We start from the raw sequence: 12,244 nt of genomic DNA, 5'->3' as shown, positions 1-12,244 counted from the left end.
ATAGGCCCAGTGCGCGAACGCCTGTCAGGACGCATCAGGCGACAAAGGATGATTGTGCAACACAAGGTCCTTTAACCGCGCATCAAGGACATGGGTATATATCTCAGTTGTTGAGACATCTGCGTGCCCCAGAAGGGTTTGAATCACCCGCAAATCCGCACCACCCGCTAACAAATGCGTCGCAAATGCGTGGCGCAGGGTGTGTGGCGTAATCTGGGATGGATCCAACTGCGCCTCAAGCGCGAAGCGTTTGATCCGGGTAAAGAACCAATTCCGCGTCAGATGGCCCAATTTCCCATTGGACGGAAACAAGAACCGCGATGGGGGCGTGCCCGCTTCCATTCGGAGCGTATCTTCACGGGCATCGCGGATCGCGAGCCAATGGCCAACGGCCTCTCGTGCATCGGGGGATAATGGCACCATTCGTTCACGGCCACCTTTGCCTCGGACCAACACCATGTTGGGGTTCCCGCGCACGGCTGCCACGGGCAGGCCAACCAGTTCAGACACGCGCATGCCCGTGGCGTACAAAAGCCGCATCAGTGCGGTATCCCGGGCGCGGTCATGTGCGGTCTTGGCGGTTTGTTCGGCCGCTAGAAGTAGGGCCTCAACCGCATCTGGAGGCAAGGTCTGTGGCAAGGATTTGGTTTTGCCCGGGCCCTTTATTTGCATCGCCGGGTTATCTGCGCGCCAGCCTTCTTCGTAGGCAAAACGAAACAATTGCTTGAGCGCGGACAAGCGCCGGGCCCGGGTCGAAGCCGCCAATCCCTGCGCCTCACAATGGATCAGGTAGGCCTCAACATCGGCCTTTGTAACTGCCGAAAACACATTCCCCGGCTCATCCGACCACGCCACGAAATCCATCAGATCGCGTACATAGGCCAGCTGGGTGTTTTGGGCGGCGTCCAATTCGGCGGCCTGCGCCTCAATGAACGTATCGACCCAGAGGGCGGCATTGCGGGGGGCACTCATATCGCGCGTTCCATGAGCATAAGTTGCAGAGCTGCTTGCCGTGCGACAGCCTCCAACCCGTTGGTGCGCAGTAATACGAGGGCGGCGGTAATATCACCGGGATCGCTTTGCGCGCCGTCTTGCAAGAGTAAAAGCGCCCGCAACAAGGCCTCTCCCAAACGATTATCGGCAACGAGGGCGGCAAACGGCTCTGGTACCTGCGGGAGGGTAAAGCCCAATGTGATCGCCTCCGCCAAGGGGCCAAGCCCGCGCGGATCAGCGGCAACGCCCATCGCGATGGACCGTGCAAAAACGTCCCGGGGCAGGTCAGATCGGGCGTCCGAGGCCGCAACTTTCTCATACTCCTTGGACAGGAGACCGATTTTAAACGCCAATTGCGCCGCCGAGGGTGCAAGCGGCAGGTCCGTCAATTCTGCGCCGAACATCCGCGCAAAAGGGACTTGAAGCCCTGCGCGTGACATGGCGGCCCAGACCTCGGGCAGGGCGTTGGCGATTGCGCCGGGATCACCCGATTGCAACGCAGCGTCAAAGGTTTGAAAAGCGGCCGCACGGTCCCACACGCCACCTGATGCTGCCGGTTTACGCGCCGTGTACAATGCCCGAAGTCGCTCGGGTGCTATGGCTTGGGTGCGGACAAGCCGCTCCGCAGCTTCGATCTGAGCCTTCCAGCCGATTGTGTCCCACAGGTCCGAAACGGCATAGGCGATGGGCAGGGCCAAGGTCGCGGGCGGCTCACCCAACCCATCCAAGAGCCGAAAACGCAATGGCGTCATTTGACCCTGTAGTGAGGGCAGGGGCGTGCCCTCAAAGGCTTCAGGATCTAAGAACTGACCGAGCAATAACGCATCGTCAGGGGCAATCGCGCCAATCGCGCGGCCTGCCTCAAGCGTGAGAGAGGCCGCGGCCCAGTCATCACCGCGCGAGAGGCAAAAAATGCGCGCCCCGAGATCCTGGGTCAGATTAGGCGCACGGCGCAACGCAGCGCAGGCTTGCGCATCATCGCCACTAAGGAGGGACACGTTAAACCACAAGTCGAACAGCTTGGGCGTATCGGCCCCAGCTTGCTCCAACAGGGCTTGGGCCTGATCAATGGCCCCAAACGCAACCAACCGCTCCACCCGAGTTCGCAACAGCGCGGTGCCGCCATCGGCGGTGGTTGGGGGCGTCAGTTCGGCCAACAGCAATACAAGAGCAAGGTCTTGCAGAGCAGGCAAGTCACTGGGGCGTAAGTCAGCCAGCAAGGTCAACAAACGCTCCGGCCGTACATTGGCAAACGTATCCTGTGGCAACCCGGTGATCAGAGGCGACAACAGCCCAACACCGCCCAAGGTTTGCCCACCAAGCAGGGTGGTTTGGATGGGATCGCGTGCTTGTTCTGCTTGTGCCTCCGGTTCAGCAATCAACCGCATTAAGGACGCAGGATCGGTCAGCCATTCAATCGCCGAGCGCGGGCCTTCTTGCGACGAAACGGGGTCATCGCCCCCCGACGCGAACGCAACTGTCGCCATCAGCCCAAGCGCCGCAACGCTTGCGGCAGTTTTAGTTAACATCAACCGGCACCATCAAAGACACAGGTGCGACATCCGCCGTCAAAAGATACGAATAGCCGTACAGCCCCCCCGCGCCCAAAATCGCGAGGATCACGAGATATTTTACCAGTCTGCCCATGGACGCTGCCTTCTGTTGCTTTTATGCCCAAGATATAAATAGCACTCTCAGCCGCACCACGCCACCTAACGGAGCCATCAAACTTGCGCGAACACTTGCCAACCGCGACCGACTGCTCGCTCGTCCTGCTGAAACCCGTGGTTTTGGTGGGCATGATGGGCGCCGGAAAATCCGCCGTGGGGATGGCCTTGTCCAAACGCCTTGGGGTGATGTTTCGCGATTCTGACGCTGAGATTGAGCAAGCCGCCGCCTGTAGCATCGCCGAGATTTTTGCCCGCGACGGTGAGACGTTTTTCCGCGCTCGTGAGGCCGAGGTCATCGCGCGCCTGTTGCGTGAGGCGCCTGCGATCATCTCAACCGGTGGTGGGGCGTATCTTCGCCCCGAAACGCGGGATCTGATCACCGGCCATGGTGTTGCGGTGTGGCTGCGGGCTGATATCGAACTGCTTTGGTCACGTGTAAAACACAAAGACACGCGGCCCTTGCTGCGCACAGAAAACCCCAAGCAAACCTTGGCCGACCTGTTGGCTGCGCGCACACCGTCCTATGAGATGGCGGATTTGGTGGCCGACTGCCGCCCCGATTACAGCATTGAGGCCATGGTGGACGTCGTGATTGACGTCTTGAAAGACGCAGGCATTTTGACGGAGACCCCGGTATGAGCGAAAATGTAGTCCATGTCCCGTTGGGTGAGCGCGCCTATGACGTCCGGATTGGCGCGGGCCTTTTGAGCGTGGCCGGAGATGCGATTGCGCCCCTGCTCAAGCGACCTCGAGTGTTCGTGATCACCGAAACACGTGTGGCGGGTTTGCACCTAGCAACCCTTAAATCATCCCTCAAAACCGCTGGGATCGATGGCCAAGTGCTGGAGTTGGAGCCGGGCGAGACCACGAAATCATGGGGGCATCTTCAAACATGTGTCGAATGGCTGCTGGATCATGAGACTGAGCGCGGCGATATGGTCGTGGCTTTTGGCGGCGGCGTGATTGGGGATCTGGTCGGCTTTGCAGCTGCGATCTTGCGGCGGGGCGTGCGGTTTGTGCAGATCCCGACGTCTTTGCTGGCGCAGGTCGACAGTTCCGTTGGCGGCAAGACCGGGATCAACACGCGGCATGGCAAAAACCTTGTTGGGGCGTTTCATCAACCTACGCTTGTGCTGGCGGATGTTGAGGTGCTGGGCACCCTCGCGCCACGAGATTTCCTTGCCGGCTACGGTGAGGTCGCCAAATATGGCCTTTTAGGCGACGCGGATTTCTTCGCCTGGCTAGAGGCGAACGGCCCCGCACTTGCAAAAGGTGACATGGTTCTGCGCCAGCAGGCTGTGACCCGCTCCGTGCAAATGAAGGCAGACATCGTCGCGCGGGATGAAACAGAACAGGGTGACCGGGCGCTTTTAAACCTTGGTCACACTTTTTGCCACGCGTTAGAGGCCGCAACGGGCTACGACGGCGCGCGACTGCTACACGGCGAAGGCGTGGCCATCGGCTGCGCGCTTGCGTTTGAGCTGTCGTCGCGTTTGAGCCTGTGCAGCCAAGAGGCGCCAAGCCGCGTGCGGGAGCACCTCGCACAGATGGGAATGATGCGGGATTTGCGGGATATTTCCGGTGATCTGCCCGATGCCGCGGCACTCCTGACCCTCATGGGGCAGGACAAAAAGGTTGTCGCAGGGCAGTTGCGGTTCATCCTTGCGCGCGGAATTGGAGCGGCCTTTGTCACTGGCGATGTGCCACGGGACGAAGTCTTGCGGGTCTTAGAGGACGCCGCCTAATCGCGCGCCTGATACCACGCTAGAACATACAGCCGAATAGCCCCGGCAAGGCCCGACTTCAGAACACGTTCTGCATCAATTTCGGCCGCCAAAGCATTGATACTTTTGCCTTCACGTGCCGCTATCGCACCGAAAGCTTCCCAGAACTCATCTTCAAGTGAAACGCTTGTGCGGTGCCCGCGCAACGTCAGTGAGCGTTTTTTCGGGCGGCTCATGTGTCAGGGGTTTCGGGTGCATCCCCGATCTTATGGCCATCAAGCTGGGTTTTGGCCTTGCCGTCCAAACGACGCTCTAGGGCACGTTGGTCTTTGGTGCGGCCGAACTTGACCGCATTTTCAGCGCCTTGCGCCGCTTTCTCAGTCCGCGCCCGGGATTTGCGGGCGCGGTTGAGGTTGATCACGTTTTTATTGCTCAAACGCTATCCTTACTTAGGCCCGATCATCTGCTCGGGGCGTACGACTTTCTCAAACGTCTCTTCGTCCACAAACCCCAGCGCAATTGCCTCTTCCTTGAGGGTTGTGCCGTTTTTGTGCGCAGTTTTCGCGACTGTCGTTGCGTTGTCATAGCCGATGGTGGGCGCAAGTGCCGTTACCAGCATAAGGCTTTCGCGCATAATTTTGGCGATGCGGTCTTCGTTGGCGCGGATGCCCGACACACAATTGTCGGTAAAGGCCACCGCTGCGTCACCCAAAAGCTGCATGGATTGCAACACGTTATAGGCCATCATTGGCTTATAGACGTTCAACTCAAAGTGCCCCTGCGATCCTGCGAAACCAACGGCCGCGTCGTTCCCGAACACATGGGCGCAGACCTGCGTCAGGGCTTCGCATTGGGTTGGGTTTACTTTGCCGGGCATGATCGACGAGCCGGGCTCGTTCTCGGGCAGCATCAATTCGCCCAAACCACAGCGCGGGCCAGAACCAAGCAAGCGGATGTCGTTTGCGATTTTGAACAGCGAGGCCGCTACGGTTTTTGTCGCACCAGACATTTCGACCATTGCATCGTGGGCGGCCAAGGCTTCGAACTTGTTAGGCGCAGTTACAAAGGGCAAGCCGGTGATTTCGGCCATGTTGGCGGCGACTTCCTCGCTCCAACCCGGTGCAGTGTTCAGGCCGGTGCCGACAGCTGTGCCGCCTTGGGCCAATTCGTTGATCCGGGGCAGGGCCGCTTCGATGCGTGCAATCCCCATGCGCACTTGATGCGCGTAGCCCGAAAATTCTTGGGCCAATGTCAGGGGCGTCGCATCCATCGTGTGCGTGCGCCCAATTTTGATAATGCCATCGAATTCAGCAACTTTGGCTTCTAGTGCTTCGGCCAGTTTCACGAGGCCCGGCAACAGAACGTCGCGCGCGGTCATCGCGGTGCCGATGTGCATGGCAGTGGGGAAAGTGTCGTTCGACGACTGACCCATGTTGCAGTGGTCGTTGGGGTGAACGGGGTCTTTGGTGCCCAATGTGCCGCCCAGCATTTCGATGGCGCGGTTGGCAATCACTTCGTTGGCATTCATGTTGGATTGCGTGCCGGACCCTGTCTGCCACACGACCAGCGGAAAGTTATCATCCAGCTTGCCGGCGACGACTTCGGCAGCGGCCGCTTGGATGGCTTCGCCGATTTGGACGGGCAGCTTGCCGGCGGCGGTGTTGGCCTTGGCACAGGCCTGCTTGATCACACCCAATGCGCGCACGATGGCAACGGGCTGTTTCTCCCAACCGATGGGGAAGTTCATGATCGAGCGTTGGGTCTGTGCGCCCCAATACTTGTCCGAAGGGACCTCAAGGGGGCCAAAGCTGTCAGTCTCGGTGCGGGTGGTGGTCATGATATGAATCCCTCAGGTGCGGTATGCTGTTGTATGCCGTTTAACGGGTCCCGACGCGGGGCACAAATGCGCACGTGTCGCAGCACGCAAGTTTGTTATTTGCGGAATTGGTCCAGTGATACAACTTGCCCATCGCCTTTGGGGGGCTCGGGTTGGTAATCATCCTCGGGGTCGTCGTCATCGGCCTCAAGATCATCGGGCATGTCCTGAGTTTCAAACCGAAGACCAAATTCGACAGAAGGGTCAACAAACGTTTTGAGCGCGTCGAACGGCACCACAAGCGGCTCTGGCGTGTCACCAAAGTTTAACGTGATCGAAAAACCCTTGTCGGTCACGATTAAGTCTTCGAACCAATGCTGGATGACGATGGTCATCTCTTCGGGATACCGCTCCCGCAGACGGTCCGCGATGGCCACGCCTGAGTGGGTCGTATCAAAGCTGATAAAGAAGTGATGATCCCCGGGCAGGCCTTGTTCGGCCACACGTGTCAGCACATTCTGAATGAGCCCACGCATCGCGTTATGCATCAGATTTCCGTAGTCAATAGATGCAGTCATTGCGAACACTCTTTGTCAAATCGGTCAGGTACCACCATAGGGGATTCTATGGTCATTGCCATAGTTAACGCGTTGCAATTTGAGAGGGAAGGTAAGTGCAGGTTTCTGTTGCCAGGTACCTGCGAACCCCGCCTAGAGCTGCTAAGCGCTAGGACTTAATTTTCGGTTTTCCGAACTGCTTACGCAGCCAGGGCTACCGGAGCATTGTTGTCATTTGCAACTAGCTTAAGTGAACCAATAACGGTGGTATCCCGCCGCGTGAAAGCTAACACCTTTAAACGTCCGTCGATCCTGTTTCGACCCCGCGCGTCCCTCAAATGAAGGGAGTGTTGGTGGAGTCGCCGGGTACCGCCCCCGGGTCCGAGCCGTGTATTACGAGCGCGTTTATCACGATAGTCCCGTTGCCGAGACACCTCTGATATAAGCACCCATTGCCCAAGGTGCAAGGGCTCAGAGGTGAGGCCAGTTCACGGCCAATGCGCCAACGCCTACGACCAGCTCAGTCACGAAAAAGCCGAACTTTCGCTGGGTCCAGCCCTCTAACATGCCCGAGGTGACACGCCCCATAGCGCCGCCAAGCCAGACAAACCCAATCATCGCGTAGCCGGCTGGGGTGTTCATGATCAACGCACCGATCCCCACCAGCACAAACAAAGCCCCCGACGCGGCCCGAATTTCTGATGTGCCCATGCCGCGCACACTACCATCCGTGAGGCCAAGCAGGCTCATGGTGTAGCGGGGCGCGAGCCAGCCAATTGCGCCAAGCCCAACGGACAACGCCACAAATATCAGATTGAAAATTAGGTCCATGCTCAAAAGCTCCTTTTAACTATGTACGGCGCAGCCAAGCGATTGGACCAATGAAAACGCCCCGGCGACGTTACGTACATCCGGGGCGCGCTCAAAGTCAGGTGGAAAGGCGACTAGAATCCGGCTTTGATTTTCTCAAATTCTGCGGCCTGCATTTCGCGAAGGCGTCCATCCATGGGCAACTGTGCCAGTACAGGCGCGCTGATTTGGCCAAGGCCAGATGCCACAAGAGCCTCTTCGCCTTTGTCCGCCATCGCAACCGCGTTGGACTGGCCGTAGCCAGCATCCAACAGGGCCGTGGTCGAGGTTGGCGCGAGCATTGCGTTCACGAAGTCATAGACCAGATCCTCGGACGCGCCGGTGCCTTCGGCCATTTTCACGTAGCCACACAGCCACAGCGAAGACCCTTCGGCCGCCTCGCGTTGAAAGCCGATGGGGAAGCCTTCGTCGACCATTGTGGGCAGCGTTTCGTTCCACGCCCAGCTGACCAGCACCTCACCGGAGGCAAGCAGTTGGCTCAGCTCGGCAGGGTCGGTCCAATAGGTGCGCAGGTTGGCGTGCGCCTGACGCAGCCAGTCGGATGCCGCGGCGAACTGCTCGGGCGTCGCGTTTTGCCAGTTGGTCGTACCGGTGGCCAGATAACCAAGCGCGTAGGCGTCATCCACATTGTCGGGCAGAGTCATGCGGCCCGCGTACTTTGGGTTCAAAAAGACGTTGAGCGAGGCAACATCCTCGGCGGGGACGTCCTCAGCGTTGTAGGCAATCGCGGTCGAGCCATAGTCGACCGGCAGGAAGAACACCTCACCTTGACCGCTGATTTGCTCACCCGCGAGATCGGTGTCGAGGTTGCCCCATTGATCCAACTTCGCCGTATCCCACGGTGCAATAATGCCGGATTCGATGAACTTGGTGGCAGAGCCCGCACAGATGTGGGTCACGTCCGCCTTGAAGCCCGAGCGAAGCTTTTGGAAGGCTTCTTCCTCGTCGCCAAAGAACGAAAACTCTGGGCTCTCACCGTGTTTGGTCACGTAATCCGCGTGGAACGCAGGGTCTTCGAAACCGGCATAGTCAAAGACCAGCAAGTCGGCCTGTGCGGCGGAGGCAAATGCGAGGGCTGTGCCCGTCAAAAGGGTGAGTTTCAGTGTCATGGGTCACTCCCGTTGGACCATTCTGTTGAAGCGGAAACTAGAGCCGGAAGGCCGCCGCTTCAAGCGTGATATATAGGTGTTACGTGCCAGCCCTGCGCGCGCGGTACGTATCGGCCAATTCTAGCGTGTAGGTTTCCAACTCATGCAGTAGTGCTGTCACCTCATCTGCGTCGCGCGCCTTGAGGGCATTGGCCATCCCGATATGGAGCGCCACGATCCGGGCACGGTCCCGCGCGGGAAAGGTGATCATGTTCATCAAGGGCTGCATGGCCTCAACCGCCCCAGCGAGTTGATAAGACAGTACCGGGTTGTCGGCGGCATCTACAAAGGCCCGGTGAAACGCGACGTCACTTGCACAGAATGCTTCATCACTCAGTACAGGGTCGCTTTGACGGTCCACCTCAGCTTTCATCAGATCAAACGTCTCACGCTCGCGCCGAGCACAGGCAAGACCTGCGCAAGCCCGCTCCAGCGTAAAGCGGGCCTCACAGGCGGTCTCAAAGCTGACGGCATTCATCGACAGCAAGAGTGTTGAGGTGCTGATGTGCTGGGTGACGGCCGCATCAAACGTCAGTTTATTCACGAACGCGCCGCCCGTGTGGCCGCGCTGTGTGCGGATCAGGTTTTGTGCCGCGAGCCGCTTCAAAGCCTCGCGTACGGTGCTGCGCGACACGTCAAATTTCTCACACAGATCAGCTTCCGACGGGAGACGATCATCGGATAACAGCACGCCTGAGATGATTTCTTGACGCAGCGCATCGGCAATTTTCGCCGACAGATCAGAGGCAGACGGTGACGCGTTTTTCATTTGTCAGACAATTGAAAAACTGCGACAAGCTGCCCCACGCAAATCGGTCGTTTGAGTCGGGGGAGGGTTCGCACGATGCAGTCAGTCATTCGGTCCACTTTGTGGCTAGTTTTCTTTGCCAGCATTCTTGCGGCTTGGTGGCTTATGTATGCCATGAGCATCGGCATGGGGCTAGACGTTTTTGGCCGCGCGACGCCAGCGATGAACCCGATGATGATGGATATGATGATGGGCAGCTTTGTGCCGCTGTTCATCATGTGGGCCGCGATGATGGCGGCGATGATGTTGCCGACGCTGGTCCCGACACTGCGCGCCTACGAAGACTTGATTGCAAACGCTGATGGCACCCGGGCAGGGTGGTCAGGCGTGTTGCTAGGCTATTTTGCCGTTTGGGTTGCATTCGCTGCGGGCATCGCAGCACTGCAATTGGGCCTACGCGGGGCAGGGCTGTTGGATATGATGGGGGCGGCAACGTCACTGTGGATCACCACAGCCCTTTTGATCGCGGTTGGTACCTTTCAGTTTAGCCGCACCAAAGAGATCTGCCATGGGGTATGCCACGCGCCCATGCATTACTTTCTCGGCCACTGGCGCACCGGTTTTGCGGGCGGGCTGCGCATGGGCCTGAGCCTTGGCGCATTTTGCGTCGGCTGTTGCTGGGGCTTTATGGCCCTTGGCTTTGCGGGCGGCGTCATGAGCCTGTTGTGGATGGGGGCTGCGACGCTGTTCATGGTCCTCGAAAAACTCCCTCAAATCGGCCATCGTCTTACGAAACCAATGGGCTTTGCCCTCATCGCTGGCGGCCTCGTGCTGGCGGCCAACATTCTGTTCAACGGAGCCTGATATGTCCAAACAACGCGCTGAAGCAGACCGGTTGCCCATATCGCAACGGATCGACCAACGGATGCCCAACCCGGGCCGCCGCACGATGAACCCCACAAACTGGGCCATTCAGGGTGAGCTGTTTCTCAACTGCTCATGCACCGTGTTTTGTCCCTGTGTTGTGTCGCTCGGCGCGCATCCTCCCACCGAGGGGCATTGCCACGCGTGGATGGCCATCGCGATCGATGACGGCCACTTTGAGGGCGAAAGCCTTGCCGGTCTGAACGTCGGCCTTTTGGTCGATATTCCCGGCCGCATGGGCGAGGGCAACTGGAAGGTCGCGGCCTACGTCGACGAAAATGCGACCGGCAAAGCCTACAACGGTCTGTTGCAAATTCTGTCTGGCGCGGCTGGCGGCACCACGGGTCTGTTCACCATGCTCGTGTCCGAGATCATCGGCGCCGAACGTGCTCCCGTTGAGATCGTGCGTGATGGCAAGAAACGCTCCATCAATATTGGGCGCAAAATCCAAGGCGAGATCGAGATGATTGACGGCAAAAGCCCCGATCACCCCGTCATGGTGTCCAACTCCAAGTACTGGATGGGTCCCGACATCATCGCCGCGACCGGTCTTCGGTCCAAGGTCCGTGACTACGGGCGCGTTTGGGACTTTGGCGGCAAGTCCGCTGAAATCTGCCCGATTAACTGGGGTGGCCCAAAGCCGCTCTGATGCCGTCTTTATGATCTTTGGAGGGATCTAACATGGCCGCAATCGCGTTTTCGCGTCGTCTGCGTCGCACCAACTTTGCCGAAGGTGTGGAGGCCGCTGGTGCCAAAGGGTACACAGTCTATAATCACATGCTCTTGCCGACGGTGTTCCGCTCGGTTGAGGAGGACTATCACCACCTCAAGTCTGCGGTGCAGATTTGGGATGTTGCGGTTGAGCGACAGGTGGAATTGCGCGGACCAGACGCCGCGCGTCTGATGCAGATGCTCACGCCACGTGACCTGCGCGGTATGCTGCCGGGGCAGTGTTTCTACATCCCAACAGTGGATGAAACCGGAGGCATGTTGAACGACCCCGTGGCCGTCAAACTGTCCGAGGATCGTTGGTGGATCTCTATTGCCGACAGCGATCTGTTGCTGTGGGTCAAGGGCATCGCTTACGGCTACCGCTTGGATGTGTTGGTGGATGAGCCTGACGTCAGTCCGCTCGCGATCCAAGGGCCAAAGGCAGATGAGTTGATGTCGCGCGTGTTTGGCAGCACCGTATCGGACCTGCGGTTCTTCCGGTTTGGCCACTTCGACTTCCAGGGGCGGGATATGATTATCGCGCGCTCTGGCTACTCCAAACAGGGCGGTTTTGAGATTTACGTCGAAGGCGCCGATATCTGCATGCCTCTGTGGAATGCGCTGATGGAGGCAGGCAAGGACCTAGACGTGCACGCCGGGTGCCCCAACCTGATTGAGCGGATTGAGGGCGGTTTGCTATCCTATGGCAACGACATGACCCGCGAAAACACCCCCCACGAATGTGGCCTTGGCAAATTCTGCAACACGCAGACTGCGATTGGTTGCGTGGGCCGGGATGCCCTGTTGCGCGTTGCCAAAGAAGGCCCGGTCAAGCAAATCCGCGCCATTGCGATTGATGGCCCAGTGGGCCCCTGTGATCGTCCGTGGAAGCTGATGGCCAAGGGGAAGCAGGTCGGGCAGGTGACCTCGGCCGCGACGTCCCCTGATTTTGGTGGCTCCGTCGCGATTGGCATGGTGCGTATGACCCATTGGGACGACGGCACCGAACTGACGGTCGAAACCCCCGACGGCCCCAAAGGCGCCATCGTTAAAGAAAAATTCTGGATTTAAGGAGAGAGACCC

15 protein-coding genes and 1 other RNA gene are annotated in these 12,244 nt (G+C 58.8%); 5 read left to right on the top strand and 11 right to left on the bottom strand.

All coding sequences use genetic code 11. The annotated features are described in order from the left end of the window. Nucleotides 1–24 precede the first annotated feature (24 nt). The 3 genes from PM04_RS01650 to PM04_RS18305 are packed head-to-tail and all read right to left on the bottom strand — an operon-like array spanning nucleotide 25 to nucleotide 2,640. Nucleotides 25–972: a tyrosine recombinase gene (locus PM04_RS01650; RefSeq protein ID WP_038003011.1), complete on the bottom strand. Its 948-nt coding sequence runs from the start codon at nucleotides 970–972 to the stop codon at nucleotides 25–27. Beyond that, nucleotides 969–2,522: a hypothetical protein gene (locus tag PM04_RS01645; protein WP_052068383.1), complete on the bottom strand. Its 1,554-nt coding sequence runs from the start codon at nucleotides 2,520–2,522 to the stop codon at nucleotides 969–971. The genes PM04_RS01650 and PM04_RS01645 overlap by 4 nt, the downstream gene beginning before the upstream one ends. Then, complete coding sequence (locus PM04_RS18305) at nucleotides 2,512–2,640, bottom strand: hypothetical protein (protein WP_255347897.1); 129 nt, start codon at nucleotides 2,638–2,640, stop codon at nucleotides 2,512–2,514. Before PM04_RS18305 ends, PM04_RS01645 begins: the two co-directional genes overlap by 11 nt. Nucleotides 2,641–2,723: 83 nt before the next feature. On the opposite strand from PM04_RS18305, the gene PM04_RS01640 reads away from it, so the two are divergent. Together PM04_RS01640 and aroB are read left to right on the top strand one after the other, a co-directional pair. Then, nucleotides 2,724–3,302, top strand: coding sequence for a shikimate kinase (locus tag PM04_RS01640; RefSeq protein WP_255347896.1), 579 nt, complete (start codon nucleotides 2,724–2,726; stop codon nucleotides 3,300–3,302). Then, nucleotides 3,299–4,408: a 3-dehydroquinate synthase gene (aroB, locus tag PM04_RS01635; RefSeq protein ID WP_038003010.1), complete on the top strand. Its 1,110-nt coding sequence runs from the start codon at nucleotides 3,299–3,301 to the stop codon at nucleotides 4,406–4,408. The genes PM04_RS01640 and aroB overlap by 4 nt, the downstream gene beginning before the upstream one ends. Here the strand turns inward: aroB and PM04_RS01630 are convergent. From PM04_RS01630 to PM04_RS01600, 8 genes are all read right to left on the bottom strand, one after another. Further along, nucleotides 4,405–4,623: a ribbon-helix-helix domain-containing protein gene (locus PM04_RS01630; RefSeq protein WP_038003008.1), complete on the bottom strand. Its 219-nt coding sequence runs from the start codon at nucleotides 4,621–4,623 to the stop codon at nucleotides 4,405–4,407. The genes aroB and PM04_RS01630 overlap by 4 nt on opposite strands. Then, nucleotides 4,620–4,823 (bottom strand): DUF4169 family protein, encoded by a 204-nt coding sequence (locus PM04_RS01625; RefSeq protein ID WP_200880323.1) that lies wholly within the window; start codon nucleotides 4,821–4,823, stop codon nucleotides 4,620–4,622. The genes PM04_RS01630 and PM04_RS01625 overlap by 4 nt, the downstream gene beginning before the upstream one ends. 9 nt (nucleotides 4,824–4,832) lie before the next feature. Then, a complete protein-coding gene (fumC, locus tag PM04_RS01620; RefSeq protein ID WP_038003005.1) occupies nucleotides 4,833–6,224 on the bottom strand; it encodes a class II fumarate hydratase in 1,392 nt (463 codons plus the stop codon). A gap of 95 nt (nucleotides 6,225–6,319) precedes the next feature. Continuing rightward, nucleotides 6,320–6,781: an SspB family protein gene (locus tag PM04_RS01615; RefSeq protein WP_038003003.1), complete on the bottom strand. Its 462-nt coding sequence runs from the start codon at nucleotides 6,779–6,781 to the stop codon at nucleotides 6,320–6,322. A gap of 94 nt (nucleotides 6,782–6,875) precedes the next feature. After that, nucleotides 6,876–7,231: a transfer-messenger RNA gene (gene ssrA / locus PM04_RS17550) on the bottom strand. Further along, entirely contained in the window at nucleotides 7,232–7,591 is a 360-nt protein-coding gene (locus PM04_RS01610; RefSeq protein WP_038003001.1) for a hypothetical protein, read from the bottom strand. It lies immediately after the preceding tmRNA gene. A gap of 113 nt (nucleotides 7,592–7,704) precedes the next feature. Beyond that, the gene (locus PM04_RS01605; protein WP_038002999.1) at nucleotides 7,705–8,739 is read right to left on the bottom strand and encodes an ABC transporter substrate-binding protein; all 1,035 of its coding nucleotides are present in this window, start codon (nucleotides 8,737–8,739) and stop codon (nucleotides 7,705–7,707) included. A gap of 79 nt (nucleotides 8,740–8,818) precedes the next feature. Beyond that, nucleotides 8,819–9,547, bottom strand: coding sequence for a FadR/GntR family transcriptional regulator (locus PM04_RS01600; protein ID WP_038002996.1), 729 nt, complete (start codon nucleotides 9,545–9,547; stop codon nucleotides 8,819–8,821). 75 nt (nucleotides 9,548–9,622) lie between these two features. Here PM04_RS01600 and PM04_RS01595 point away from each other — a divergent pair, with 75 nt between their 5' ends. From PM04_RS01595 to PM04_RS01585, 3 genes are read left to right on the top strand one after another with little or no spacing between them, the layout of a single operon-like run. Next, nucleotides 9,623–10,390: a DUF2182 domain-containing protein gene (locus tag PM04_RS01595; RefSeq protein ID WP_038002995.1), complete on the top strand. Its 768-nt coding sequence runs from the start codon at nucleotides 9,623–9,625 to the stop codon at nucleotides 10,388–10,390. 1 nt (nucleotide 10,391) lies between these two features. Next, a complete protein-coding gene (locus PM04_RS01590; RefSeq protein WP_038002993.1) occupies nucleotides 10,392–11,099 on the top strand; it encodes a DUF1326 domain-containing protein in 708 nt (235 codons plus the stop codon). A 32-nt stretch (nucleotides 11,100–11,131) separates the two neighbouring features. After that, nucleotides 11,132–12,232 carry a dimethylsulfoniopropionate demethylase gene (locus PM04_RS01585; protein WP_038002991.1) on the top strand — a complete coding sequence of 367 codons (1,101 nt, stop codon included), beginning with the start codon at nucleotides 11,132–11,134 and terminating at the stop codon, nucleotides 12,230–12,232. Nucleotides 12,233–12,244 lie beyond the last annotated feature (12 nt).

The organism is Thalassobacter sp. 16PALIMAR09, assembly GCF_000765485.1.
GTDB classification, from domain to species: domain Bacteria; phylum Pseudomonadota; class Alphaproteobacteria; order Rhodobacterales; family Rhodobacteraceae; genus Thalassobacter; species Thalassobacter stenotrophicus.
Note: the sequence above shows the minus strand (reverse complement) of the source record. Positions and strands in the feature narration are given on the sequence as shown.

Bases quoted from the DNA above. Each gene is read 5' to 3' on its own strand.
- PM04_RS01650 (WP_038003011.1), bottom strand. From the start codon at position 972: ATGAGTGCCCCCCGCAATGCCGCCCTCTGGGTCGATACGTTCATTGAG.
- aroB (WP_038003010.1), top strand. From the start codon at position 3,299: ATGAGCGAAAATGTAGTCCATGTCCCGTTGGGTGAGCGCGCCTATGAC.
- PM04_RS01600 (WP_038002996.1), bottom strand. From the start codon at position 9,547: ATGAAAAACGCGTCACCGTCTGCCTCTGATCTGTCGGCGAAAATTGCC.
- PM04_RS01585 (WP_038002991.1), top strand. From the start codon at position 11,132: ATGGCCGCAATCGCGTTTTCGCGTCGTCTGCGTCGCACCAACTTTGCC.
- fumC (WP_038003005.1), bottom strand. From the start codon at position 6,224: ATGACCACCACCCGCACCGAGACTGACAGCTTTGGCCCCCTTGAGGTC.
- PM04_RS18305 (WP_255347897.1), bottom strand. From the start codon at position 2,640: ATGGGCAGACTGGTAAAATATCTCGTGATCCTCGCGATTTTGGGCGCG.
- PM04_RS01605 (WP_038002999.1), bottom strand. From the start codon at position 8,739: ATGACACTGAAACTCACCCTTTTGACGGGCACAGCCCTCGCATTTGCC.
- PM04_RS01590 (WP_038002993.1), top strand. From the start codon at position 10,392: ATGTCCAAACAACGCGCTGAAGCAGACCGGTTGCCCATATCGCAACGG.
- PM04_RS01595 (WP_038002995.1), top strand. From the start codon at position 9,623: ATGCAGTCAGTCATTCGGTCCACTTTGTGGCTAGTTTTCTTTGCCAGC.
- PM04_RS01610 (WP_038003001.1), bottom strand. From the start codon at position 7,591: ATGGACCTAATTTTCAATCTGATATTTGTGGCGTTGTCCGTTGGGCTT.
- PM04_RS01615 (WP_038003003.1), bottom strand. From the start codon at position 6,781: ATGACTGCATCTATTGACTACGGAAATCTGATGCATAACGCGATGCGT.
- PM04_RS01630 (WP_038003008.1), bottom strand. From the start codon at position 4,623: ATGAGCCGCCCGAAAAAACGCTCACTGACGTTGCGCGGGCACCGCACA.
- PM04_RS01645 (WP_052068383.1), bottom strand. From the start codon at position 2,522: ATGTTAACTAAAACTGCCGCAAGCGTTGCGGCGCTTGGGCTGATGGCG.